We start from the raw sequence: 25,047 nt of genomic DNA, 5'->3' as shown, positions 1-25,047 counted from the left end.
TATGAAAAAACTGCCACGCGTACTCATTGTCGAAGACGAGCCCGCGATTGCCGAGCTGATCGCGGTAAACCTGCGACACAACGGCTGCCTGCCGATCTGGGCAGAGGATGGTGATGCCGCACAGCGCGAATTGGACGCGGTGCTGCCCGATGTGATCTTGCTGGACTGGATGCTGCCGGGCCAAAGCGGCCTGTCGCTTGCGCGCAAATGGCGTGCGGATGCCCGCGTCAAGGGCATTCCCATCATCATGCTGACCGCCCGCGGCGACGAGCCTGACAAGATCGCCGGGCTCGATGCCGGTGCCGATGACTACATCACCAAGCCTTTTTCCACGCAGGAATTGCTGGCCCGCATCCGTGCGGTGCTGCGCCGGCGCATTCCCGAGCAGGTCAACGACAGTGTGACGATTGGTGAGCTGGTGCTGGACGCGGCCACGCACCGTGTCACGTTCCAGGGTGAGCTGCTCAAGCTCGGCCCCACCGAGTTCAAGCTGCTGCACTTTTTGATGAAGCATGCCGAGCGTGTGCACTCGCGCTCGCAGCTGCTCGACAAGGTCTGGGGCGACCATGTGTTCATCGAGGAGCGCACCGTGGACGTCCATGTCAAGCGTCTGCGCGAGGCCTTGGGCGCTGCCAATGTGATGGTGGAGACCGTACGTGGGGCCGGCTACCGCATCACCGGCCAGCCCCAGGCGCTGCAGCGCGCTTAGCTTGCAGCCTGCCTGTGATGCGGGGATACTTCCGCATTCGGGCAGCTTGCTCTTTTTTGTAGGCTGCGCTGGTCGCAGCTTTTTTTGTTTTTGAGCGTTAGGCCTGCATGCTGTTTCGCATTGTCAGTTTTTTGTTTTTTCAGGCCCTGGGCGCGGCCCTGGGCTGGTGGCTGGGGCAGTTGCCCGGCGCACTGTTGGCGGCCATCTTAGGCGCCTGGTGCTGGTTTGTGGTGGATGTGTGGCGCGGCAACAAGGTGGTGGGCTGGCTGCGGCATGGCGACGCGGACAGCGCCCCGCAGCTGATGGGCATGTGGGGCGAGGCGGCCGACCGGGCGCGGCGCCTGGTGCGCCAGCTGCAAAAGAACGAGGCGCAGTCCGATGACCGGCTGCACCAGGTGCTGACGGCCATCCAGGCCTCGCCCAATGGCGTGGTGCTGCTCGACGAGCACAGCCATATCGAGTGGTGCAACCAGACCGCGTGCGACCACTTCGGCTTCAACCTCGAGCGCGACCATATGCAGGTCATCACCAACTTGGTGCGCGCGCCGGAGTTCATCGGCTATTTCAACGCCAACAACTTCAGCAAGGATGTGGTGATGGTCAGCCCGGTAATGCGCGCGGCCAGCCCGATGCGCATGTCGGTGCAGATGTTCCCCTATGGCGGCAACCGCAAGCTGCTGCTCTCGCGCGATGTCACCTCGCTGGAGCTGGCCGATGCGATGCGGCGCGACTTTGTGGCCAACGTCTCGCACGAGATCCGCACGCCGCTGACGGTGCTGACCGGCTTCATTGAAACGCTGCAGACCCTGCCGCTGAGCGCAGAGGAGCGCACCCAGTACTTGGCGCTGATGTCCAACCAGGCCCACCGCATGCAGGGGCTGGTGGTCGATCTGCTGACCTTGTCGCGCCTGGAGGGCAACCCGCCGCCCAGCCTCAACGAATGGGTCAGTGTGGGCAGCCTGCTCAAGCGCTGCGAAGAAGATGCGCATGGCCTGGCACGCATGATCGCCAAGGATGGCGACAAGCCCTTGCAGCTGTTCTTTCCGCAAGAAGATGCCGATGCCGGCCACTACGAGCTCGCCGGTGCCGGCAATGAGCTGCAAAGCGCGCTGTCCAACCTGGTCAACAACGCCGTGCGCTACACGCCGGCGGGCGGCGAAATCCGTGTGCAGTTCACGCGCCAGCCCGATGGCTCGGGGCGGGTCAGTGTGACCGACACCGGCCCGGGCATTGCGCCCGAGCATATCCCGCGCCTGACCGAACGTTTCTACCGCCTCGACCGCAGCCGCTCGCGCGATACCGGCGGCACGGGCCTGGGCCTGGCCATCGTCAAGCATGTGCTGCAGCGCCACGGCGCGCAGCTGCAGATTCGCAGCACGATCGGCAAGGGGTCGGAGTTCAGCGTGGTGTTTCCACCATCGCGCGTGCGCCAGCAGCTGACCGAGGAGCTCGTTTAGGCGCTTTGCCGCACCGCGTTTTTGGTGACGCGCTGCAGCAAGACCAAAAAGCAGGCCGCTGCCAGTACCAGCGCATAGGCCGCACACATCCAAAAAGCGATGGGGGAGTCCATCGCCGGGCGGCCGGCGATGCCGTGGTAGGCCAGCTGAAATCCACCCCACAGGCCTACGCCCCAGAGCAGGCTGCAGTACACCAGCAAGGGCATCACGGTGATGCGGTAGCTGCGCAGCACAAAGATGGACACGGTCTGGCTGGCATCGGCCAGGTGGTAGAGGCTGACCCAGCCCAGCAGGCCCAGCGCGATGGCCGCGACCTCGGGCGTTGCGGTGTAGATGGGCACAATCCAGCCCTTGGCGAGCCAGACCAGCAGCGCCAGTGTGGTGGCCAAGCCCATCGCGGCAAACAGGCCCAGAAACACCACCTGGCGCGCCCGCGCCTCATCGCCCGCACCCCGCCAATAGCTGGCGCGCGCGCTGGTCGCAATGGCGAGTGACAGCGGCACCATGTACATCAGCGCCGTGACATTGGCCGCAATCTGGTGCGCGGCCGACGAAGCCGTGCCCATGCGTGCCACGTAGAGCGCCATCAGCGTGAACGAGGTGATCTCGACCAGGATCGACAGGCTGGCCGGCACGCCCAGCTGCGCAAACTGCGCCAAGGTGGGCCAGTGCGGGCGCTCCAGTGGGCGCCAGATATCGGCAGGCGCATAGACGGACTGGCTGCGCAGCAGCCACCAGCCCAGGCCGCAGAGCAGGAAATTGACCAAGAACGTGGCCCAGGCGCAGCCCAGCACGCCCATCGGTGCCAGGCCCAGGCCGCCAAAGGTGAACCAGATGGACAGCGGCAGCTTGACGAGCAGGGACATGGCCTGCAGCCAGGTGACCATCTTGGGTTTGCCCAGCGACTGGCTCAAGGTGCTGAAAATGCGGAACAGCAGCGCGGCAGGCAGGCTCCAGCCGATGATGGCCAGGTAGCTTTTGACCAGCGACTGCAACTCCTGCGGCACCTCGGTCCAGCGCAGGATGGGCGCGGGATTGAACAGCACGGCCCAGCCCAGCAAGGTGGCGGCCAGGCAGATGTAGAGAGACTGGCGCAGCGATGCGCCAATGTCGCCGTGGCGGCGCGCGCCGTGCATCTCCGACCAGATCGGCATCAGTGCCTGCAAAAGGCCCATCAAAGAGACATAGACCGTCACAAAGATCGCCGAGCCCACCGACAGCGCGGCCAAAGACGCCTCGGCATGGCGGCCGGCAACGATGGTGTCGACCACGCCAAAGCCCATCACGGCGATCTGGCCGACAAACACCGTGCCCGCATGTTTGGCCAGCACCCGCATATCGCGGCCTGCCAGCAGGCGCGTCAACATCTCCCGCATACGCGCCTTCAACCCGGTTGACGACGGTAGATGACGATCTCCGCGTTCTTGTCGGTCGGGCGGGCAACGGCCGCCAGCCGCGTCCACTCAGGGCCCAGCACCTCGTTGCTCGGGGTGCGCTGTGATTCGAGCGGCATGGCCAGCCAGTTGCACGATGCGCTGGTGGGGTCGGTCAAGGTCTTGAGCTGCCAGCCGCCCTGGGCCTGCATGGCCACAATCTGCGAGCGGCTCAGGCCCCAGGCGGCCACGCAGCCGGCCGATGCGGGGGCGGGAAGCACCTTGCCCAGCGCCTGCACCTGGGCGGTGTAGCTGCGGCCATAGTCCAGCATCGGCATCCAGATGCTCATCAGCAAGATCCAGCTGAGCACGGTGCCGCCCGCAGGCAGCACCAGGCTGCGCCAGATCTCGGGCCGGTTGCGGCGCGCGCGCCAGAAGGCCAGTGCGCACCAGGCCAAGGTCGCCAGCACGGCAATGACAAACTGCGGCAGCGAGAACTGCGCGACAAAATCAGGGGCAATGCGGGCCACATTGGCCGCTGGCTTGGCTGGGGTGCCGGTGTAGACCGCCAGCCAGATCACCCAGATGGTGATGGCCGCAGCGCTGAAAAAAAGCAGGGTGAACCAGTCGATCAGCGCCGCCATGGCGCGGCGGAAGGTGGGCAGCGCAAAAGCGGCCAACGCGGCAAACGCGGGCAGGCCCAGCAGCAACGCGCGATCGGACGGGGTGGTGATGACGGTGTTGACCAGCGCCAAGGCGCCCAGCAGGATGGGCAGCCACAGATGGCGGTGCACAAAGCGCCAGTCGGCCACCTGGCGGCGCCAGATCCACAGCGACCACAGCGCCAGCGGCCAGGCCGGCCACACATACCAGACCACCAGCTCAAACAGCGGGCGCAACTGGCGGAAATGCTCGGCCGGCAGGATGCGCCATTGCCACTGGTGCAGGTAGACGGCTAGCAGCAAGGCGGCCACGCCCAAAATGGCAAAGACGCCTGCGGCCTGCAGGCTGCGCGCGCGCAGCTTGGCATCGACGGGGGTGAGCGCCAGGATCAAGGCCACGCCCAGACCCAGGCAGACCGCATAGGTGGGCGCGCCGCTCAGCGCCAGCATCACCAAGCCTACCGCGCCTATGCACAGCGGCGTGCCAAAGCGGATGGGAATACAGGCAGCCGCATAGAACACAAAGCACACGCCCGACAGCTGCACCACGTAGCTGCTGGCCTCGTGCGAGGGCTGGGCCAGGCCCAGGCAGGCAATCAGCGCCAGCAGGCCACCATCGGCCATCGCGCGCGCATAGTCAATCTCGTTGGCTTCGCCGCCAAAGGCAAAGGCCACGGGGCCCGCTCCAGGGCTGCGCGCCAGGTAGTACACGGCATACCAGGTGGCCATCAAGGCCAGCCAGAGCAGGGCGGCAAATGGCAGGCGGCTGGCCAGCTCAGGCGAGATGAAGTCGCCAAAGGCCTGGATGGCCCAGGCGCCCAGCCAGTAGGGGATCAGACCCTCGGTGTCCGGGCTCAGGCCCAGAATCTCCGGCGCCAGCCAGGGGGTCCGGCCTTCTGCCAGCGCCAAGGCGTAGCCATAGCTGGTGATGTCCAAGGTCTTCCAGGGTGCGCGGGCGATAAAGCCGGGCACCACATAGGCCAGGCACAGCAGCAGCAGGAGTGCACGCGGCAGAGGGCGTACAGCGGCTTGGGAGACGATGGCTGGGGTCGGAAAATTCACACGGGCTTACCAAAGGGAGCAAGGCTCAGCAGCTTATCAGGCCCTGCACCAGAAATGTAGGAGAACCGCGCATTGTCTGCGGGTCCGCCAAGCGGGTCAATAAAAAAAAGGCAGTACGGTGTCGCACTGCCTTTGGATTGCACAGACAAAAAGGGCGCCAGGCCTTGCGGCCCGCAGCCCTTTTGCCAAGCAAATTACTTCTTGCCGAAACGGTTGCGGAAACGCTCCACACGGCCGCCCATGTTGTCCACCGACTTTTGGGTGCCGGTGTAGAAAGGGTGCGACTCAGACGAGGTATCCAGCTTGAACAGCGGGTATTCCTTGCCTTCGAAGGTGTCGGTTTCCTTGGTGTTCACGCACGAGCGGGTCACAAACTTGAAGCCGTTGGACAGGTCCACGAACAACACTTCGCGGTAGTCTGGGTGAATGCCTTCTTTCATGATTCTTCCTTAGGTCAAGTGCGGGAGCCGTGCCAAGCCGGATGCAACCTTTGCATCCCAGTAAACTGGGCGTACTTTCCGCAATAAAAGCCCTCCATTATTGCATAGGATGGGTTTTTTTTCAGCAAAACCTGGGGTTTCAGTCGGCTGATGTCCATTTGCGGGATACGCGACGCCATGGCAAAGCCTTGATGGGAAGGCCTTTAGCCCGGCTTGCGCCCCGCATGCAGCCAGACGGGCGCCATCGGGAAATCCAGCCGTCCCAGCGCCTGGGCCTCCTGGCCTGGTGTGATCGAGCCTGCCCGTGCAACCGGGCCGTGGTGTGACCTGGACGGTAGCGGGCACGCACAGGCCAGCGCAGGCATGAAAAAACCCTCCGTGTTGAGCGGAGGGTTGGCAGGCCGGTGGGCGCAGGGCGGGGTTTAGCCGCCGCGGCGCATCATGTCGAAGAACTCGACATTGCTCTTGGTCTGCTTCATGTTCTTGATCATCAGTTCCATGGACTCGATCTCGTCCATGTTGTACATGAACTGGCGCAGGATGCGGGTCTTTTGCAGGATCTCGGGAGCGAGCAGCATCTCTTCGCGGCGCGTGCCGCTCTTGTTGAGCTCGATGGCCGGGAAGACGCGCTTTTCATACAGACGGCGGCTCAGGTGCAGCTCGCTGTTGCCCGTGCCCTTGAATTCTTCAAAGATCACTTCGTCCATGCGGCTGCCGGTGTCGACCAGTGCGGTGGCGATGATGGTGAGCGAGCCACCTTCTTCGACATTGCGGGCCGCACCAAAGAAGCGCTTGGGGCGCTGCAGCGCATTGGCGTCCACACCGCCGGAGAGCACCTTGCCCGACGAAGGCACTACGTTGTTGTAGGCGCGGGCCAGGCGGGTGATGGAGTCGAGCATGATGACGACATCCTGGCCCATTTCCACCAGGCGCTTGGCGCGCTCGATGACCATCTCGGCCACGTGCACGTGGCGGGCGGCGGGCTCGTCAAAGGTCGATGCAATGATCTCGCCCTTGACCGAGCGCTGCATTTCCGTCACTTCTTCCGGACGCTCGTCGATCAGCAGCACCATCATGTGCACATCGGGGTAGTTGGCGGTGATGGCGTGTGCAATGCTTTGCATCATCATCGTCTTGCCGCTCTTGGGGGCCGCGACGATCAGTGCGCGCTGACCACGGCCAATCGGCGCGATGATGTCGATCAGGCGGCCGGTGATGTTTTCCTCGGCCTTGATGTCGCGCTCCAGACGCATCTGTTCCTTGGGGAACAGCGGCGTCAGATTCTCGAACATCATCTTGTGCTTGTTTTGCTCGGGAGGCAGGCCGTTGACCTTGTCGAGCTTGGTCAAGGCAAAGTAACGCTCGCCATCCTTGGGGGTGCGCACTTCGCCTTCGATCATGTCGCCGGTGTGCAGATTGAAGCGGCGCACCTGGCTGGGGGAGATGTAGATATCGTCGGTGCTGGCGGTAAAGCTGGTGTCGAGGCTTCGCAGAAAGCCAAATCCGTCGGGCAGGATTTCCAGAACGCCATCGGCAAAAACCTGTTCACCGGCCTTGGCTCGCTTCTTGATGATCGCAAACATCAACTCCTGTTTGCGCATGCGGCCAGTATTTTCAATTTCAAGCTCTTCTGCCAGCTTGAGGACTTCAGACACATGCAGTGCCTTGAGCTCATTTAAGTGCATGGATAGACTCCAGAACGGAGTAACTGTTAGAGGTAGGGGGGATGCAGAGCCGGTGCAATAAGCGGGAGACCGCGAAGCCGGAGACCATGCTTGATCTATTCTTGGTCGGAATACGATCGGTGATCTAAATGTCGATTATAGACAGGTTGCTGCAGGATCATCCTGCCTGAATTATCAACTATATGTATCAGGCGGGACAGAGAGCGGCTAGGATTTTTGATTTTTTTATAAAAATACAGAAAAATCAAATGCTTGAAAAATGCAAAAAGCACGGCCAAAACCGTGCTTTGTAGGCGATGGCCGCTAGATCTGGCCAGCCATGCCGGGATGCAGACGCGCTGGCTGCGCATCCAGCGGTTCGATTTAGGCCAGTTGCTCGTCCAGGAAGGCCGTCAATTGGGCCTTGTTCAGTGCGCCCACCTTGGTGGCAGCCAGTTCGCCGTTCTTGAACAGCATCAGCGTGGGGATGCCACGGATGCCGAACTTGGCCGAGATGGCGCGGTTTTCATCGACATTGACCTTGGCAATCTGCAGCTTGTCCTTGTAGCTGACCGACACTTCTTCCAGCACGGGAGCGATCTGCTTGCAAGGGCCGCACCATTCGGCCCAGAAGTCCACCAGAACATTGGTGTTGGGTTGCAGAACATCGCCTTCAAAGCTGGCTTCGTTGGTGTGCTTGATCAGGGATTCCGACATGGCAGGTTCCTCGTTAAATTTTGGGTTTTTTGGCGCCAGGGGTTGCGCCATGGACAAAAGTTGAGGCCATTGTGACAGAAAGCAAGGCCGGGTGCAGGCAGCGCGCGCCGCATCTGACGCGTTGTGGGGGCGCCAGATGTCAAGCACAATGCACTCTCAGAGGGACGAGAGGGTCCAGGCATGCACAGCTGCTATGCCGGAGTTTGAAACTATCAATCGCTGCTGCCGCTTGCAAGCGACGGCGGCAAGAGGAGAGGCCATTGGCACTGCTGAACAGGGACAGCGCGTCTGTCTATGACACACCACCGCACGGCGACTTTGTGCGCTATGTGGACCAGCTCATCGCCCGGCAGAACTCCGGTGCCGCTCATACCATGGGCAGCATGCAGCGCCCGGCGCGGCCAGGCCACGGCCAGGCGCCATTGCCATCGGCTGCATCCAGCCACGCGAGCAGCAACCCGATCGCCGACCAGGCCCAGGAGCTGCTCGACCGCATCCGCCAGATGGACCAGACGCGCAAGGGCAGGCGCCAGGGCGCGGCGCAGACGCTGACCACCACAACGCGCAGCAGTTCAGGCGCATCTACCACATCGATTTTTACCTCTGCCGGCAGTGGTACGGCCAGCAAGAAGTCGTTCAGCGGCTTCAAGCTCATCGGGGTGCTGATTGCCGCGATCCTGGGCATCATGTTTCCGCCGCTGGGCATCGTGATGCTGATTGCGGCCTTCAAAAAGGGCTGGTCCCAGAAAGACTAAGCGGCATCCCAGGGCCCGCCAGAATGCGGTCACGGTCTGGGGCGGCGGGTTGCTTGGCGGCTGTGGCTGCAAATCCTTGCATTTGTATGCATACGGTAAATGGCTGTAGGCCGGTGCACCAACTGCGCTGGCGGGCGTTGTGTATATGCTAGCCTTCGCTGCATTGATAGCTGAACCACCACCATGATTGTTGACCTGAAGATTCTCGACCCCCGCATGCAAGCGCAGCTGCCCCAGTACGCCACCCCTGGTAGCGCCGGCCTGGACTTGCGCGCCTGCCTCGATGCCCCCCTGACCCTGCAGCCCAACGCCTGGCAACTGGTGCCCACCGGCCTGGCCATCCATCTGCGCGACCCTGGTTACGCGGCGATGATCCTGCCGCGATCGGGCCTGGGCCACAAGCATGGCATCGTGCTGGGCAACCTGGTTGGCCTGATCGACAGCGACTACCAAGGCCAGCTGATGGTCAGCGCCTGGAATCGCAGCAGCCAGCCCTTTGTGCTGGAGCCGATGGAGCGCCTCGCGCAAATGGTGATCGTGCCCGTGGTGCAGGCGAGCTTTCAGGTAGTGGAAGATTTTGGCGATGTGTCCGAGCGTGGCGCCGGGGGCTATGGCTCCACCGGCACCAAATAGGCCGCCCCACCGTATTGAGACTGGCAGGGCCACGATGGCCTTGACCGCAACGTCATTTTTGTGATCTGAAAGGAGAGCGCAATGTCCCCATCGAATTCAAGCTCGCGCAGCTTGCTGCAACGCGCCAGCAAGCTGGGCCTGGCCCTGGCGGCCACCTCGGTGCTCGCCGCCTGCGTCCAGGCACCGCCCCGTTATGACAACCGCTACCCGCAAGGCCCGGCGCCCCAGCAACAGGGCAGCTACCCGCAGCAGGGCGGCTATCCGCAGCAAGCGCCTTACGGCATGGAATATGGCACCGTAGGCAATATTGAAGAGCTGCGCTCGCAGTCGCGCAGCACCTCCGGCGTAGGCGCCATCTTGGGTGCCGTGGTTGGCGGCGTGCTGGGCAACCAGGTGGGCGGCGGCTTTGGCCGCATGGCCGCCACCGCAGCGGGTGTGGCCGGTGGTGCAGCGGCCGGCAATGCGCTGGAGCAGTCGTCGAGCAGCGGCCGCAGCACCGTCAGCGGCTACCGCATCCATATCAACTTGCAAAACGGCGGCCAGCGCATTTTTGATGTGCCCAACCCCGGCGATCTGCGCCCGGGCGACCGCGTGCAGATCAACCAGGGCCAGATCTCGCGCTATTGATCGGCGCAGCGCCTGCCAGGCTTGGGTGAACCCCGATGGGCAGGCGGCTGGCGCTGGGACACAATGGCGCCGCGTGTCTCAAAAAGCGTGTACACCGCAACGGTGTGCACGCTTTTTTTGCGTGATCTTCCCTCCCGATAGTTGACCCCACCAAGGTGCCACCATGTTCCAGAAGACAACCAACACTCTTGCCGCCATGGCCGTCAGTGCGACGGCGCTTGCGGCCCTGTCGCTGCCTGCCCAGGCGGGCCCCCGGCTCGATGCCATCATGCAGGCCAAGGTGCTGCGCGTGGGCACCCCGGGCGACTACCGCCCCTTTGCAATGAAGGCCGATGGCAAATACGCCGGCCATGACATCGAGGTGGTCGAGGCCATGGCCAAGGAGCTGGGAGTCAAGGTCGAGTATGTGGACACCAGCTGGCCCAAGCTGATGCAGGACCTGCAGGACAACAAGTTCGATGTGGCCGTGGGCGGCATCACGCGCAATGTGGCGCGCCTGAGCAAGGTGCAGATGCTGCCGGGCTACGCGCCGTTTGGCAAGGTGGCCCTGGTGCGTGCGGCTGACAAGGACAAATTCACCACGCCCGAAAGCCTGAACCAGGCCAGCGTGCGCGTGATCAAGAACCCTGGCGGCACCAACGAAGCCTATGTGCTGCAGAACCTGAAGAACGCCCAGGTCAGCACGCATGACAAGAACGCCGAGATTCCGGGCCTGATCGCCGAGGGCAAGGGCGATGCGATGATCACCGAGACCTATGAGGCGCTGCACTACAGCAAGGCCGACCCGCGCCTCTACGCCGCCTACCTGGACAAGCCGCTGACCCCCGTCAACCAACTGGGCTTTATGCTGCCGGTGGACGATGCCGACTACCAGCGCGTGATGCAGTTCACCTGGGATGTGCTGGCACTGCGCGGCGTGCTGCAGCAAGAGGCGCAGAAGTGGCTGAAGTAATCAGCTAGGTGACCTCCACGCTAGCCGACAAGGCACCATAGGGCAGGGCCTGGCCGCTGTTGGTATGAAACCGAGTGGGCCAAGGCCCACTGATTCTTTGGCGGTTGGGTTGGGCCTATTCCAGCGGCTCGTCTTCGGGCGTGCACTGGCGCTTCAAGCTCTGCGCCTCATAGTCCAGCGTCTGCTTCATCGCGCCGCCCAGCAGTGCTGCATCGATGTGCAGATGAAAGTTGTCACCGGTATTGGTTTGCTTGGCCTGGGCGGTCAGCATCTTGCCGCAGGTCACCGTCCAGCTCTTGTTGTTCTTGTCCAAGAGCTTGCTGTCCTTGATGCGGCACTGGCTGAAATGCTTGGACAGGATCAGATCGGGGTAGAGAAAGCCGTCCTTGTCCACCAGTTCGGGGCCGATGCAGCGGTCCTTGGTGCGCGGGGCCTTGGCGGGTTTGTTACCGATGGCCGATTTGGTCTCGGTCACGGAAAAAGCGCCCGGCTGGGCGGCTTGGGCGGACAGGGTGGCCAGCAGCGCGGCACAGAGGCCGGCGCTGGCGATCCAGGTCAATGTTGTGTTCATGCTTGAACTCCTGAGCGGCGGCCCATCCACACGGGGCCGTGATCGCTTGGTTATAGCAGGCGCGCATGCGGCCTGCTGTAAAGCTGTGCGAAGCAAGGGTAACGTTGCGCATCCCTGACGCGCAGCGTTAGGCAATAGCCAGGGGCCATGATGGGCAGCGATTTGCAGCGATCGGCAGCGCGCCGCTCACTCGTCCTGCTTCAGTCCCTGCATCACCACGGCGGCAATCTCCTCGATGGACTTGTGCGTGGTCGACAGCCACTGGATGCCGGCGCGGCGCATCATCGACTCGGCCTCGGCCACTTCCATGCGGCAGTTTTGCAGGCTGGCGTAGCGTGAGTCGGGGCGGCGCTCATTGCGGATCTGGGACAGGCGCTCGGGTGCAATGGTCAGGCCAAAGATCTTCTTTTTATAGGGCAGCAGGGCCGGGGGCAGCTGCTGGCGGTCAAAATCCTCGGGGATCAGCGGGTAGTTGGCGACCTTGAGGCCAAACTGCATTGCCAGGTACAGGCTGGTAGGGGTCTTGCCGCTGCGGCTGACCCCGACCAAAATCACATCGGCACCGGCCAGGTCATGGTTGGTTTGGCCATCATCGTGCGCCAGGCTGAAATTGATCGCCTCCATGCGGTCGAAGTATTCCTTGCTCTCGCTGATGTCGGTAAAGCGGCCGATGCGGTGGTGCGACTTGGCGCCCAGCTCGTCTTCGAGCGGCTGCACAAAGGTGGCAAACATGTCCATCACCAGGCCTTTGCAGTGCTCATGCACTACTTTGACGGTCTCCGGTTCGACCAAGGTGGTGAACACAATGGGCTTTTTGCCCTCTTTCTCGGCTGTGTGGTTGATCTGGTGCACGGCCTGGTGGGCCTTGTCGACCGTGTCCACAAAGGGCAGGCGCACCGCACGGGTGGTGATGTCGAACTGCTTCATGATGGCGCGGCCAAAGGTCTCGGCTGTCACGCCGGTGCCATCAGAGATAAAGAAAATGGTGCGTTGGTGCATGGTGGTACATCGGCGGTAACGGGCGAATTCTGGCGCAGGCTGCGCACAGCTGCGTGCGGGGTTTGTCATTGTTGACCACGGTGTTCAGCAAGTCGCAAGCAAAATGGCAGCAGCACGCCTACAATGACGCCCATTATTCACATTTCCCGCATGTACTCCGGCCTACCAGTACAAATACAAAGCCAGATGTCCGAGCCCGCAGCGGCCCGGCAGGAGTCTATGCGTGCGTGCCATTGCCCCCACTGCGGCCATGGGCGCCCGAGCCAGTTTTTAACTTCCGGAGCTTCACCATGTCCAACCTCTACAGCGCGACCGCCCTGGTCGTACCGTTTGAGAACCTGAGAATGACCGACGTCGAGGTCGTAGGCGGCAAGAACGCCTCGCTCGGCGAAATGATCTCGCAACTGCCGCAAGGCGTGCGCGTGCCGACCGGCTTTGCCACGACGGCCCATGCGTTTCGCGAGTTCCTGGCCCACGAAGGCCTGGCTGACAAGATCAGCGCCAAGCTCGCGGCGCTGGATGTGGACGATGTGCGCGCGCTGGCTCAGGTCGGCGCCGAGATCCGTGCCATGGTCGAGGCCCAGCCTTTCCCGCTCGATTTGCAACAAGCCATTGCCGAGGCCTTTGTAACCTTGCAAGCGGGCAATACCGAGGCCTCCTTTGCCGTGCGCTCGTCGGCCACCGCAGAAGACCTGCCCGACGCTTCGTTCGCTGGCCAGCAAGAAACCTTCCTGAACGTGGTGGGCATCGACGATGTGCTGCACAAGATGAAGGAGGTGTTTGCCTCGCTCTACAACGACCGCGCCATTTCCTACCGCGTGCACAAGGGCTTTGCCCACGACGTGGTGGCGCTGTCGGCCGGTGTGCAGCGCATGGTGCGCTCGGATAAAGGCGCTGCTGGCGTGATGTTCACCATCGACACCGAGTCGGGCTTTGACCAGGTGGTCTTCATCACCTCCAGCTACGGCCTGGGCGAGACCGTGGTGCAAGGCGCCGTGAACCCGGACGAGTTCTATGTGCACAAGCCCATGCTCGAAGCGGGCAAGCAGGCCCTGATCCGCCGCAACCTGGGCTCCAAGCTGGTGCAGATGGTATTTGCCACGCCCGAAGAAAAGGCGGCATCGGGCAAGCTGGTGGCCACCACCGATGTGAGCCCCGAGCTGCGCAACCGCTATTCGCTCACCGATGCCGAAGTGCAAGAGCTGGCGCAGTACGCGCTGGTGATCGAGAAGCACTATGGCCGCCCGATGGATATCGAGTGGGGCAAGGACGGCACCGACGGCAAGCTCTACATCCTGCAGGCACGCCCTGAGACGGTGAAGAGCCAGTCCAAGGGCCAGGCCGAGCAGCGCTACAAGCTCAAGGGCAGCGGCACCGTGCTGGCCGAAGGCCGCGCGATTGGCCAGAAGATCGGCACCGGCCGCGTGCGCCTGGTCTCCGACATCTCGCAGATGGACCAGGTTGAAGCCGGCGATGTGCTGGTGACCGACATGACCGACCCGAATTGGGAGCCGGTGATGAAGAAGGCAGCTGCCATCGTCACCAACCGCGGTGGCCGTACCTGCCACGCCGCGATCATTGCGCGCGAGCTGGGCATCCCTGCCGTCGTGGGCTGCGGCAATGCCACCGAGCTACTCAAGAACGGCACCCTGGTGACGGTGAGCTGCGCAGAAGGCGACACCGGCCGCATCTATGACGGTCTGCTGGAAACCGAGATCACCGAGGTCAAGCGCGGCGAGATGCCACCCATCAAGACCAAGATCATGATGAACGTGGGCAACCCCCAGCTGGCCTTTGATTTTGCCCAACTGCCCAACGATGGCGTGGGTCTGGCACGTCTGGAATTCATCATCAACAACAACATCGGCGTGCACCCCAAGGCCATCCTGGACTACCCCGCCGTCGATGCCGATCTGAAGAAGGCCGTCGAATCCGTCGCCCGGGGCCATGCCTCGCCGCGCGCTTTCTACGTCGACAAGATCACCGAAGGTGTGGCCACGATTGCGGCGGCTTTCTACCCCAAGCCCGTCATCGTGCGCATGTCGGACTTCAAGTCCAACGAGTACCGCAAGCTGATCGGCGGCAGCCGCTACGAGCCCGATGAAGAAAACCCGATGCTGGGCTTCCGGGGTGCGGCGCGCTACATCTCCAAGGATTTTGGCGAAGCCTTCAAGATGGAGTGCGAAGCGCTCAAGCGCGTGCGTAACGACATGGGCCTGACCAATGTCAAGATCATGATCCCCTTCGTGCGCACCCTGGACCAGGCCAAGCGCGTGACCGAGCTGCTGGCGGCCAATGGCCTCCAGCGCGGCGAGAACGGCCTGGAAGTCATCATGATGTGCGAAGTGCCGTCGAACGCCATCCTGGCCGATGAGTTCCTGGAGTACTTCGATGGCTTCTCGATCGGCTCGAACGACCTGACCCAGCTGACGCTGGGCCTGGACCGTGACTCCGGTCTGGAGCTGCTGGCTGCCGACTTTGACGAGCGCGACCCTGCCGTCAAGAAGATGCTCGAATGCGCCATCACGGCCTGCCTGGCCCAGAACAAGTACGTCGGTATCTGCGGCCAGGGCCCTTCGGACCATCCGGACTTTGCGCAGTGGCTGGCGGACAAGGGCATTGCCTCGATCTCGCTGAACCCCGACAGTGTGATCGACACCTGGCAGCGCCTGGCCGCCAAGTAAGCGGCATTGCCCTGCCGCCACTCCGGTGGCAGACGCCCCAAGGCATAAAAGCGGAAAAGCCAGTCAGAACATCTGACTGGCTTTTTTACGTTCTAGGACGGTTGCCGCCGGGCGGGCCGGCAGCGGTTCATGCGCTCAGCTTGGCAGCAAGTGCAGCAACCTTGGCGCCCTGGGCAAAGGCCAGTTCCAGCTCGGGGGCGGAGGGCTGGCGCGAGCCATCGGCACCGGCCAGGGTGGCTGCGCCGTAGGGCGAGCCGCCCTTGGCCTGCGACAGGTCAAACTGCGAAGGCAGGCCAAAACCGGCGGGCACGATCACCATGCCGTGGTGGGCCAGGGTGTTCCAGAACGAGGTCACGGTGGTTTCCTGGCCGCCCAAGGTGCCCGTCGACGTGAACACGCTGCCGACCTTGCCCGACAGCGCGCCCTTGGCCCACAGGCCCCCAGTCTGGTCGAGGAAGCTGCGCATCTGGCCGCTCATATTGCCAAAACGGGTGGGGGTGCCAAAGATGATGGCGTCGTACTCTGCGAGCTCGGCTGGCGTGGCCACAGCGGCTGCCTGGTCCACCTTGCCGCCAGCGGCCTGGAAAGCCTCTTGCGGCATGGTCTCGGGTACGCGCTTGATGACCACCTCGGTGCCGGCGACACTGCGTGCGCCTTCGGCGATCTTGCCGGCCATGGTCTCGATGTGACCGTACATGGAATGGTAGAGAACCAGAACTTTAGCCATGGTGAATATTTCCTTTGTCGATGAAGAGGGACCGCTACAGCGGTGGGAGCGTCTCCAGAACCGGTATGCGATCCGTTCTTGGCGCCTGGATCTACTGTAGGGCGTCTGCGCCTGTTTGGGGTGCCCCGGGTTTGAACGCAGCGTTGCATGGATTTGAACAATCGCCGCCAGCCGGCATGGCGCGCCAGAGCCTTCCTGGGCTGGTGCGATCACCAGGCGCTGCGCGCCAAGAGCAGCTGGCACAGCGCCTGCACCTTGGGTGAGGCATGGCGCGTGCGCGGGTAGACCACGGAGAGCGCGCGGCTGCGGCCTTCCAGCGCGGGCAGCAGCCGCTCCAGCCGGCCATCGGCCAGCGCATCGCGCACCGCAAACCCCATCACCTGGGCCACGCCCAGGCCGGCAATCGCGCCTTCGATCAACGGGTCACCACTGTCGAACCTGATCGCGTGGGGCGCGGGCCAGTCGATGGTGCTGCCGTCGGGGTGGCGAAACTGCCAGGGAACGGCAAAACCCCGGTAGTGGTTGTAGACCGACAGGCAGCGGTGCGTGGCCAGCTCTTGCAGGTTTTGCGGCCGGCCGTGGCGGGCGGTATAGGCCGGTGAGGCGACCGTCACCCAGTGCAGCGGCGGCAGCGGCCGGCCGATCATCCGGCTGTCGAGCAAGGGGCCGATTCGCACCGCAGCGTCAAAACCCTCGTCCACCATGTCCACCAGGCGGTCGGTGAAGCTGGCCTCGATCTGCAGGCCCGGGTGCTGCTGCAGCAGCTGGCCCAGCAAGGGTGTCAGCACCATGCGGCCGAGCACCGAAGGCGCCGTCATGCGCAGCACACCGGTGGGCTCGCAGCGCCGGTCCAGCAGCTGCTGCTTGGCATCGTCCAGCCCGGCGATCAGCGCGGCACTGCGGTCGACCAGCAGGCAGCCATCGGGGGTCAGCGACACATTGCGGGTATTGCGGTGCAGCAGGCGCGTGCCCAGGTCGGCCTCCAGCTGCGCAATGGCGCGGGAGATGCGCGACTGCGTGGTGCCCAGGCTGTGCGCGGCCTGGGTAAAGCTCTTGTGCTCGGCCACCTTGATCAGCATCTGTACCGCGTTCAAATCCATGGATGGCTCCGGCAAAGGTATTGATTCATTTTTGCATAAGTAAAAGATATTTTTGCTATTTATCTTCGTTATTGATTTAAATACCATGGCGCCATGACCGGTCATCACCCGCCTGCAGGCACCCAGTGCTGCAGGTTTTCTGCGCGCAGACCGCGCCGCATGCTTTTTCCCTTGTCGGAGTGATGACGTGACCCTTGAAGAACCCCTGCGCCAGCCTGCTTTGCTGCGCCATCCGCGCGCCGCGCTGGCCTTGCTGTCGTTTGCGCAACTGCTGATTGCGCTCGACGCGACGATTGTCTTTGTCGCGCTGGATGCCATGGGCCAGCAGCTGCAGCTCGATGCCCGCCACCTGCAATGGGTCATCAGCGGCTACAGCGTGACCTTTGGCGGCTGCCTGCTGCTGGGCGGGCGCTGCGCTGATCTGCTGGGCCAGCGCCGCATGTATGTGGCAGCGATGGCGCTGTTTGGCCTGGCCTCCTTGGCTGGCGGCTTTGCGCATCTGCCCTGGCAGTTGGTGGCGGCGCGTGCCGGGCAGGGGGTGGCAGCGGCGCTGCTGTTCCCAGCTACCTTGTCGATGATCAATACCTTGTATGCCGCAGGCGCTGCGCGCAACCGTGCGCTGGCCGTGTGGAGCATGGCCAGTGCCGGCGGGCTGGCGGCTGGCGCCTTGCTGGGTGGCCTGCTGACCCAGACCCTGGGCTGGAACTGGGTGCTCTGGGTGCTGGTGCCGATTGCCTGGCCCTGCGCGCTCGCCGCTGGCCGCTACCTGCCTGCGATGCCAGCAGTGCCGGCTGCACAGCGCCGCTTTGACCTGCTGGGCTGCATCAGCGTGACCGTCGGTGCCAGCGCCTGGGTGGCGCTGCTGGTGCAGGGCCCGCAATGGGGCTGGGCTGACGGGCGCACACTGGGCCTGCTGCTGCTGGCGCTGGCCGCGCTCGGTCTATTCTGGCGCACCGAAGCGCGGGTGGCGGCGCCCCTGATGCCGCTGGCCATGCTGCGGGTGGGCAGCTTGCAGACCAGCATGCTGCTGGCCATGCTGTTCATGAGCAGCTACGGCGTGCAGTATTACTTTCTGGGTCTGTATTTTCAGCAGGTGCTGGGCTGGAGCCCGCTGCAGGCCGGCCTGGCCTTTGTGCTGCCGACGGCGGTGTGCACCTGGGGCATACGCCTGGCCGAGCGCGGCCTGGCGCAGCAGGGCACCCGCAGCGTGCTGCTGCGGGGCTGGGCCGCCGGTGTGCTGGGCATGGTCTGGATAGCTGCGGTGCTGCCGCTGGCCGGCAACTATGCCTGGCTGGTACCCGGCTTTGTGGTGATGAGCCTGGGCCAGGGTGCGAGCTGGACCGGCATGTGGGTGCTCGTGGGCCAGGGTATTGCGCCGGCGCGCCAAGGCGTGGCGTCCGGTGTGGCTGCCACCGCGCAGCAGGTGGGCGCGGCGCTGGGCCTGGCGCTGCTAGTGATGCTGGCGGCCGCGCCGCTGGCTGGGCTGGAAGGGGCTGGCGCTGAGACCATCCGCCAGGCCAATGCCCGGGGCCTGCAGCATGCGCTCTGGGGTGCCGCGGGCCTGGCCTTGCTGGCCTGGCTGGTATGTCTGCGCATGGCCAAGCCGCAGACCCAGTCCCGCAGTGCATCCCAGGAGGATGGCGAAGCAGCGGCTTGCGCCTGAGCCAGCTGCGCTGCGTCAGGCGGCGGCCTTACAGCGGCTGCACCAGGTAGACGCAGCGCTGGCCGCCGTCGAGCAGGTATTCGCTGCGCTCCAACGTAGCCAAGCCTGCGACCACCTCCTGGAACAGCGCCTGCTCCGAACGGCAAAAGCCCCGGCAGCTCTGTGCCGCAGCGCAGATGGGGCAGTGGTGCTCCACCAGCAGCCAGCCTTGCGGGTGGGGCTCGACATGGGCCATATAGCCCTCCTGGGTGCGGACCTCGGCCAACTGGGCCAGGCGCTCAGGCAGGCCGGGGGCGGTGCAGGCCTGGCGGTAGCGGCTGCGTGATTGCGCTTCGCGCTCGCTGATCAGGCCGTCCATGCCCTGCTGGCCAAAGAGCTTTTCGATGGCGCCAATGAGTTGCACCGTCAGCTGGGCATGGGCATCGGGGAAGTAACGCTGGCCCGCTGCCGTCAAGGTCCACAACTGGCGCGGCCGGCCCGCGCCCGCCGGTTTTTGCAGATCGGCCTGCACGAGGCCTTGGTCAGCCAGCTTGTTGACCTGCTGGCGGGCGGCCTCGGCCGTCATCTGCAGCGTGCGCGCCAAGTCGGCGGTGCTGGCCGGGGCCTGGCGCTTCAAGGCTTCGAGCATGCGCATGGTAGACGAGGGGTCGATGGGGAGCGATGGCATTTATTTATACAAGTCATAGCTTGTTTTATTGCTGAGAGCGGGGAATTATCAAAGACAATACTTGCATTATTTCACAACCAGGAATGGCATGGCATCCTCAACTTCATCACCCCTCACCACAGGCGCCGCGCCCGTGCCCGAAGCGCCTGCCGGCTGGGCCCAGCTGCTGGGCCGGCCCCATGGCCTCAAGGCGCTGGCGCTGACGGGCGCAGTCGCCATGCATGCGATCAATGTGCATATCGTCACCACCATCCTGCCCTCGGTGGTGCAGGAGATTGGCGGCCTGGCCTGGTATGCCTGGAGCACCACCTTGTTTGTTGTGGCCTCGATCATTGGCGCGGCACTGGCGGTGCGCATGCTGGCCCGCTGGGGCGCACGCGGCGCCATGCTGGCAGGCCTGCTGGTGTTTGGCCTGGGCAGCTTGCTGTGTGCAACGGCGCCATCCATGCCGATGCTGCTGCTGGGCCGCGCGGTGCAGGGCCTGGGGGGCGGCGCGGTGGGGGCGCTGAGCTATACCTTGATCCGGCTGGTGTTTCCGCCCGCGCTGTGGCCGCGCGCGATTGGGCTGATCTCGGCCATGTGGGGTGTGGCGACGCTCAGCGGCCCAGCCGTGGGCGGCCTGTTTGCCCAGGCTGGCCAATGGCGCCTGGCCTTTGGCGCCTTGTTGCCCTTGCTGGTGCTGCAAATGCTGCTGGTGCAGCGCCAACTGGCCCCGCAGCGCCTGCTGCGCAGCACACCCGCGCAGGACGGCCGCATTGCCGGGCTGCAGATTGTGCTGCTGGCGCTGTCGGTGCTGTTGGTGGCGGCGGCCAGTGTGGTGACTGCACCGCTCTGGCAATGGCTGCTGGGCGCGGCAGGCTTGCTGGCCGGTGCGGCCGCGATCTGGCATGAGCGCCGCGCCAGCCGCCGCCTGCTGCCCCAGGGCAGCACGGCGCTCGGCCAGCCGCTGGGCATGCTGTACGCCGCCGTCGCCCTGCTGCTGGTGGGCACGATGACCGAGGTGTTTGTGCCCTATCTGCTGCAGCACTTGCATGGCTTGCAACCGTTGACGGCGGGCTATGTGACGGCTTTGCTCGCCGGCGGCTGGTCGGTGGCGTCGGTGTTGTTCTCGGGCAAAAGTGGCCGGGCCGGCAGGGCACTGATGCTGATCGGCCCGGTGCTGTGCACGTTGGCCCTGGTGGCCTTGGCGCTGACCATGCCCTGGCAGGGGATGGCGGCGCTGGTGGTCTGCGGCCTGGCGCTGGCTGTGCTCGGTCTGGGGGTGGGCATGGCCTGGCCCCATGTGCTCAATGCCATCATGCACAGCGCCAGTGCCCAGGAGGCCGACAGCGCCGCATCGGGCATCACGACGGTGCAGCTCTATGGCATGGCGGTCGGTGCGGCGCTGGTGGGCCTGGTGGCCAATGCGCTGGGGTTGACCGCGCTGGGCGACCCGGCAGCGCTGGGCCGCTCGGCGCTCTGGTTGTTTGCCGTGTTTGCGCTGTTCCCTGCATTAGCGGCCTGGTCGCTGCGGCGATTTTTGCGCCGTGCTGCAGCGCTCTGAGGCATAAAAAAACAGCGGAGCCACCTGCGTGGTCTCCGCTGTTGTGGCGGTGCAGGAGCGGCTGTTTAGCCCAGCAGCAGCGCATCATCGGCGAGTTTTTCGCCGCGCACCTTCTCGAACATCTGCAGCAGATCGGGCACGTCCATCTTGGCGCGTTCCTCGCCGCTGACATCGAGCACCACCTGGCCCTGGTGCAGCATCACGGTGCGGTCGCCCACATCGAGCGCCTGGCGCATGCTGTGGGTGACCATCATCGTGGTCAGTTGGCCTTCTTCGACGATGCGGGCGGTGAGTTTGAGCACAAAGTCGGCGGTGCGCGGATCGAGCGCAGCGGTGTGCTCGTCGAGCAGCAAAATGCGCGAAGGCTGGAGCGCTGCCATCAGCAGGCTTACGGCCTGGCGCTGGCCTCCCGAGAGCAGGCCGATGCGGTCGGTCAAACGGTTTTCCAGGCCCAGGCCCAGGGTGGCGAGCTTTTCGCGGTAGAGCGCACGGTTGGCTTGCTTGACGGCCTTGGACAGGCCGCGAAAGTTGCCGCGCTCATGCGCCAGGGCCATGTTCTCTTCGATCGACAGGTCTTCGCAGGTGCCGGCCATCGGGTCCTGGAACACGCGGGCCACCTTGTGCGCGCGGTCCCAGACGGGCTTGCGCGTCATGTCTTCGCCGTCAATGACGATGCTGCCCGAGTCGACCATCAGGTCGCCGGAGATGGCGTTCAAAAAGGTCGATTTGCCCGCGCCGTTGGAGCCGATGACGGTGACGAACTGGCCGGCGGGAATATCCAGCGCCATGCCGCGCAGCGCGCGGGTTTCGATCGGGGTGCCGGGGTTGAAGGTGATCTTGAGGTCTTTTGCGCTCAGCATGTCTCTCTCCTTGTCAGTGCTTTTTCGCAAAACGACGTTTGAGCTGGGGGATGACCAGCGCGATCGTGACCAGCAAGGCGGTGACCAGGTTCAGATCCTGGGCCTTGAGGCCGATGAAGTCGCTGTTGAGCGCCAGCGCAATGAAGAAGCGGTAGACGATGGCGCCGAGGACCACGGCCAAGGTGGCCCAAATCAGCTTGCGCGAAGGCAGGATGGACTCGCCCACGATCACTGCTGCCAGACCGATCACGATGGTGCCGATGCCCATCGAGCTGTCGGCGCCGCCCTGGGTCTGCGCAAACAGCGCGCCGGCCAGGCCGACCAGGCCGTTGGAGACCGCCATGCCCAGCAAGATCATGCCGCCGGTGTTGACGCCTTGCGCGCGGGCCATGCGGGCATTGGTGCCGGTGGCACGAATGGCCAGGCCCCGCTCAGTCAGGAAGAACCAGTCCATCGCCAGCTTGGCGAGCACCACAATCGCGCACATCAGCAGCGGACGGAACACATAGTCTTCAATGCCGGCCGGTTGCAGCTGGTTGAAGAGCGTGGGGTCGTTGATCAGCGGCACATTGGGGCCACCCATGATGCGCAGGTTGATGGAGTACAGCGCGATCATCATCAGGATCGAGGCGAGCAGGTCCATGATCTTGAGCTTGACGTTGAGCCAGCCGGTGATCAGGCCAGCGACCGCACCAGCCAAGGTGGCACCGATGGTGGCCAGAAAGGGGCTGTAGCCGCCGGTGATCATCACCGCGCAGACGGCGGCGCCCAAGGGAAAGCTGCCATCGACCGTCAGGTCAGGAAAGCGCAGCAGGCGAAAGGAGATGAACACACCGAGCGCGACCAGCGCAAAGATCAGGCCGATCTCGATGGCTCCCAAAAATGAAAATAAGGTCATGGAGTTTTCTTATCAGAGCTAGTCCGGATAACAAACAAGCCCCGCTTCTGGCGGGGCTGCGTCTTGTCACCCCCTGCGCTGTGCGGGTTGCACAGCCACAGGTGAGGCGGCATCCATCACTGAATGACTTTGGCAGCCGACTTGACCAGCTCGTCGGACAGCTTGATGCCTTGCTTTTCGGCGGCACCGGGGTTCACATGCAGCTCCATCTTGCTCGAGACTTCGGTCTTGATGTCGCCGGGCTTTTCACCCTTGAGGATGCGGGCCACCATGCGGCCGGTCTGCTCGCCCAGATCGCGGTAGTTGATACCCAGGGCTGCTACGGCGCCACGGGCGACGGAATCGGTGTCCGAGGCGACCAGCGGCAGCTTGGAGTCCTGGCCGACCTTGACCAGCGCTTCATAGGACGACACCACGTTGTTGTCGGTGTTGGTGTAGATCACATCGGCCTTGCCCACCAGCGAGCGCGCTGCGCTGGAGACATCGACGGAGCGGGGCGCTGCGGCTTCGACCAAGGTCATGCCCATCTTGGGCAGCAGCTCCTTGAGTTCCTTGACCACCACGGCAGAGTTGGCCTCACCGGGGTTGTAGACCATGCCCACGCGCTTGGCGTTGGGCACCACTTTCTTGAGCAGTTCCATCTGCTTGTCCAGCGCCAGCAGGTCGGAGACACCGGTCACGTTGTTCTTCGATGGCTCCCAGCTGGGCACCAGCTTGGCGGCCACGGGGTCGGTCACCGCGGAGAACACCACGGGCACGGTCTTGGTGGCAGCCACCACGGCTTGTGCCGAAGGCGTTGCGATGGCCACGATGGCATCGGGCTTGTCACCGACAAACTTGCGGGCGATCTGCGCGGCGGTGCCAGGATTGCCCTGGGCGCTTTGGTACTGCCACTTGAGGTTCTTGCCTTCTTCAAAGCCCTCGGCCTTGAGTGCCGCCTTGACGCCGTCGCGCACTGCGTCCAGCGCAGGGTGCTCCACGATGGCCGTCACAGCTACAGATTTCTGGTCTGCTGCCTGTGCGGGCGCGATGGCCGCGATTGCCAGTGCCACTGCGCCCAAGGGGGCCCAAGCCAATTTCTTCATGCGTATATCTCCGCCAGGTTTGTTGAATAGCCTGCGGTAGTGCCCCAGAGCCACTACCACTTCATCTGCCCCAGTAACAACAGGTGGCAAACAGGTAGCAGCAGTCTACACTCCAGCACCCATGGGATGACACATTTGTGATCTATGGGATTGCCCTAGTTGCAGCCCTGCCTGAAAAGCTGTGCTGGCTTGCGCAAGTGGCCATGTGCTCACAGTAATATTTCTCAAAATAGTATTTTTGATCAATAAAAATGTGTTTGGCTGAGAAATATGCAGCGCCGTGGCAATAAAACTGTGCGTGGAATTTGGCCTGCCGCAAAGCCAGCATGCGGCGATTTCGCGCACTGCGGGTAATCACCGAGGCGCAGATTCCTGATCGGGGCCGGCCCACTGCAAGGCGGCCTTGAGCAGGTTTTGGCGCGTCGCCAGCTGCTCGAGCGACGTGCGCATCTCCGGCTCGAGCTCACTGCGGCGGCTCAAGATCGAAAAGGATTTGGGGCCGGGTCCGGCCACCATCGCCCATTGGTAGTAAGGGTCGAGCGCCACGACGTAGTAGCTGACACCAAAGGGCCCAAAGCGGCTGATGCTGAAATGCACGGGTATCGGCAACTGGTAATGGCTGCTCAGCGCCGCGCCCTTGGCATCGACCGGCGCCATGTAATCCTGCCGGCGGTCCCAGCGGTTGGACAGGGGATCGTACGAGGTCGCGATCACCCGCACGCCACCGTCGTAGCGCTGCAGAAACTCATAGCGCTCCCGGGTGCGCAGCGCGTCCTGCGGCTCCTCGACCTTGGCGACCTTGTACCACAGGCCCATGAAGCGCTCCAGATCGAGGTTGGCAGCCGATACCAGGGGGGCAGGGGCAGGGGCCACCGCCGCAGCATGCGATGGCGCGGCAGCCTTGGGTGCCGCAGCGGGAGGGGGGCGCTTGGCGCGTTTGCTGGATGCAGCGGGCGCCGCATCCGCCGCGGGGGCGGCCATGCTGCCACCGGCCCAGAGCACGCCGGCCAGCAGTGCGCTTACCAGCTGGAGCCAAGGATGGGTCCGAGCATTGCCCGCCGGCACCCGGCCCTGGCAGGGGCTGGGTTGAACTGAAAGGCGTGGGAAGCGTGACCAGACAAACATAGGACCATTGTCTGCACGCCCGTCAGGGCGCGCTTGTCGGCCAAATTCGGCAATCGATCGCGGGCCGGCCCGTG

The 25,047-nt window shown here is 63.9% G+C and carries 23 protein-coding genes; 9 read left to right on the top strand and 14 right to left on the bottom strand.

Translation table 11 applies throughout. From position 1 onward, the window contains the following. The first annotated feature begins 1 nt into the window (after position 1). Together phoB and phoR are read left to right on the top strand one after the other, a co-directional pair. Positions 2-709, top strand: a complete 708-nt coding sequence (gene phoB, locus DCO45_RS01540) for a phosphate regulon transcriptional regulator PhoB (protein WP_021026591.1) — start codon at positions 2-4, stop codon at positions 707-709. A gap of 107 nt (positions 710-816) precedes the next feature. Next, complete coding sequence (gene phoR / locus DCO45_RS01535; protein ID WP_116924177.1) at positions 817-2,166, top strand: phosphate regulon sensor histidine kinase PhoR; 1,350 nt, start codon at positions 817-819, stop codon at positions 2,164-2,166. On the opposite strand, the gene DCO45_RS01530 is transcribed toward phoR, so the two are convergent. From DCO45_RS01530 to trxA, 5 genes are all read right to left on the bottom strand, one after another. After that, positions 2,163-3,533 carry an MATE family efflux transporter gene (locus DCO45_RS01530; protein WP_116924176.1) on the bottom strand — a complete coding sequence of 457 codons (1,371 nt, stop codon included), beginning with the start codon at positions 3,531-3,533 and terminating at the stop codon, positions 2,163-2,165. The genes phoR and DCO45_RS01530 overlap by 4 nt on opposite strands. A gap of 17 nt (positions 3,534-3,550) precedes the next feature. Beyond that, a complete protein-coding gene (locus DCO45_RS01525; protein WP_116924175.1) occupies positions 3,551-5,263 on the bottom strand; it encodes a hypothetical protein in 1,713 nt (570 codons plus the stop codon). A 194-nt stretch (positions 5,264-5,457) separates the two neighbouring features. Continuing rightward, complete coding sequence (locus DCO45_RS01520; protein ID WP_116924174.1) at positions 5,458-5,703, bottom strand: type B 50S ribosomal protein L31; 246 nt, start codon at positions 5,701-5,703, stop codon at positions 5,458-5,460. Positions 5,704-6,125: 422 nt separating this feature from the next. Continuing rightward, positions 6,126-7,388 (bottom strand): transcription termination factor Rho, encoded by a 1,263-nt coding sequence (rho, locus tag DCO45_RS01515; protein WP_021026598.1) that lies wholly within the window; start codon positions 7,386-7,388, stop codon positions 6,126-6,128. Positions 7,389-7,751: 363 nt separating this feature from the next. Continuing rightward, positions 7,752-8,084, bottom strand: a complete 333-nt coding sequence (gene trxA, locus DCO45_RS01510; RefSeq protein ID WP_027010832.1) for a thioredoxin TrxA — start codon at positions 8,082-8,084, stop codon at positions 7,752-7,754. Positions 8,085-8,344: 260 nt separating this feature from the next. Here trxA and DCO45_RS01505 point away from each other — a divergent pair, with 260 nt between their 5' ends. The 4 genes from DCO45_RS01505 to DCO45_RS01490 all read left to right on the top strand — a co-directional run bounded on the left by DCO45_RS01505 (position 8,345) and on the right by DCO45_RS01490 (position 11,051). Continuing rightward, positions 8,345-8,839, top strand: a complete 495-nt coding sequence (locus DCO45_RS01505; protein WP_116924173.1) for a hypothetical protein — start codon at positions 8,345-8,347, stop codon at positions 8,837-8,839. Positions 8,840-9,022: 183 nt separating this feature from the next. Beyond that, a complete protein-coding gene (gene dut, locus DCO45_RS01500; RefSeq protein ID WP_116924172.1) occupies positions 9,023-9,472 on the top strand; it encodes a dUTP diphosphatase in 450 nt (149 codons plus the stop codon). Between the two features lie 81 nt (positions 9,473-9,553). Beyond that, positions 9,554-10,099 (top strand): glycine zipper 2TM domain-containing protein, encoded by a 546-nt coding sequence (locus tag DCO45_RS01495; RefSeq protein ID WP_116924171.1) that lies wholly within the window; start codon positions 9,554-9,556, stop codon positions 10,097-10,099. A gap of 163 nt (positions 10,100-10,262) precedes the next feature. Beyond that, positions 10,263-11,051: a transporter substrate-binding domain-containing protein gene (locus DCO45_RS01490; protein WP_116924170.1), complete on the top strand. Its 789-nt coding sequence runs from the start codon at positions 10,263-10,265 to the stop codon at positions 11,049-11,051. Positions 11,052-11,166: 115 nt separating this feature from the next. On the opposite strand, the gene DCO45_RS01485 is transcribed toward DCO45_RS01490, so the two are convergent. Further along, entirely contained in the window at positions 11,167-11,622 is a 456-nt protein-coding gene (locus tag DCO45_RS01485; protein WP_133247973.1) for a hypothetical protein, read from the bottom strand. Positions 11,623-11,808: 186 nt separating this feature from the next. Further along, positions 11,809-12,621, bottom strand: coding sequence for a pyruvate, water dikinase regulatory protein (locus DCO45_RS01480; protein ID WP_116924168.1), 813 nt, complete (start codon positions 12,619-12,621; stop codon positions 11,809-11,811). Between the two features lie 290 nt (positions 12,622-12,911). Between DCO45_RS01480 and ppsA the strand changes: the two genes are divergently transcribed. Further along, positions 12,912-15,305: a phosphoenolpyruvate synthase gene (gene ppsA / locus DCO45_RS01475; protein WP_116924167.1), complete on the top strand. Its 2,394-nt coding sequence runs from the start codon at positions 12,912-12,914 to the stop codon at positions 15,303-15,305. A gap of 127 nt (positions 15,306-15,432) precedes the next feature. On the opposite strand, the gene wrbA is transcribed toward ppsA, so the two are convergent. Both wrbA and DCO45_RS01465 read right to left on the bottom strand, forming a co-directional pair. Beyond that, positions 15,433-16,032 (bottom strand): NAD(P)H:quinone oxidoreductase, encoded by a 600-nt coding sequence (gene wrbA / locus DCO45_RS01470; protein WP_116924166.1) that lies wholly within the window; start codon positions 16,030-16,032, stop codon positions 15,433-15,435. A gap of 209 nt (positions 16,033-16,241) precedes the next feature. After that, positions 16,242-17,132, bottom strand: coding sequence for a LysR family transcriptional regulator (locus DCO45_RS01465; protein ID WP_116924165.1), 891 nt, complete (start codon positions 17,130-17,132; stop codon positions 16,242-16,244). Positions 17,133-17,319: 187 nt separating this feature from the next. Here DCO45_RS01465 and DCO45_RS01460 point away from each other — a divergent pair, with 187 nt between their 5' ends. Next, entirely contained in the window at positions 17,320-18,795 is a 1,476-nt protein-coding gene (locus DCO45_RS01460) for an MFS transporter (RefSeq protein ID WP_207788034.1), read from the top strand. Positions 18,796-18,823: 28 nt separating this feature from the next. Here the strand turns inward: DCO45_RS01460 and DCO45_RS01455 are convergent, their stop codons facing one another. Continuing rightward, the gene (locus DCO45_RS01455; protein WP_116924164.1) at positions 18,824-19,462 is read right to left on the bottom strand and encodes a MarR family transcriptional regulator; all 639 of its coding nucleotides are present in this window, start codon (positions 19,460-19,462) and stop codon (positions 18,824-18,826) included. 88 nt (positions 19,463-19,550) lie between these two features. Here DCO45_RS01455 and DCO45_RS01450 point away from each other — a divergent pair, with 88 nt between their 5' ends. After that, a complete protein-coding gene (locus DCO45_RS01450) occupies positions 19,551-21,005 on the top strand; it encodes an MFS transporter (RefSeq protein ID WP_116924163.1) in 1,455 nt (484 codons plus the stop codon). Positions 21,006-21,070: 65 nt separating this feature from the next. On the opposite strand, the gene DCO45_RS01445 is transcribed toward DCO45_RS01450, so the two are convergent. From DCO45_RS01445 to DCO45_RS01430, 4 genes are all read right to left on the bottom strand, one after another. Next, positions 21,071-21,865: an ABC transporter ATP-binding protein gene (locus tag DCO45_RS01445; protein ID WP_116924162.1), complete on the bottom strand. Its 795-nt coding sequence runs from the start codon at positions 21,863-21,865 to the stop codon at positions 21,071-21,073. Between the two features lie 13 nt (positions 21,866-21,878). Continuing rightward, complete coding sequence (locus tag DCO45_RS01440) at positions 21,879-22,763, bottom strand: ABC transporter permease (protein WP_021025995.1); 885 nt, start codon at positions 22,761-22,763, stop codon at positions 21,879-21,881. 116 nt (positions 22,764-22,879) lie between these two features. Beyond that, a complete protein-coding gene (locus tag DCO45_RS01435; protein ID WP_116924161.1) occupies positions 22,880-23,848 on the bottom strand; it encodes an ABC transporter substrate-binding protein in 969 nt (322 codons plus the stop codon). A 354-nt stretch (positions 23,849-24,202) separates the two neighbouring features. Continuing rightward, positions 24,203-24,829, bottom strand: coding sequence for a lipocalin family protein (locus DCO45_RS01430; RefSeq protein ID WP_165841092.1), 627 nt, complete (start codon positions 24,827-24,829; stop codon positions 24,203-24,205). Positions 24,830-25,047: the final 218 nt, after the last annotated feature.

The sequence above is a fragment of the Comamonas sp. JNW genome (assembly GCF_003105075.1).
Lineage (GTDB): Bacteria > Pseudomonadota > Gammaproteobacteria > Burkholderiales > Burkholderiaceae_C > Comamonas > Comamonas squillarum.
Note: the sequence above shows the minus strand (reverse complement) of the source record. Positions and strands in the feature narration are given on the sequence as shown.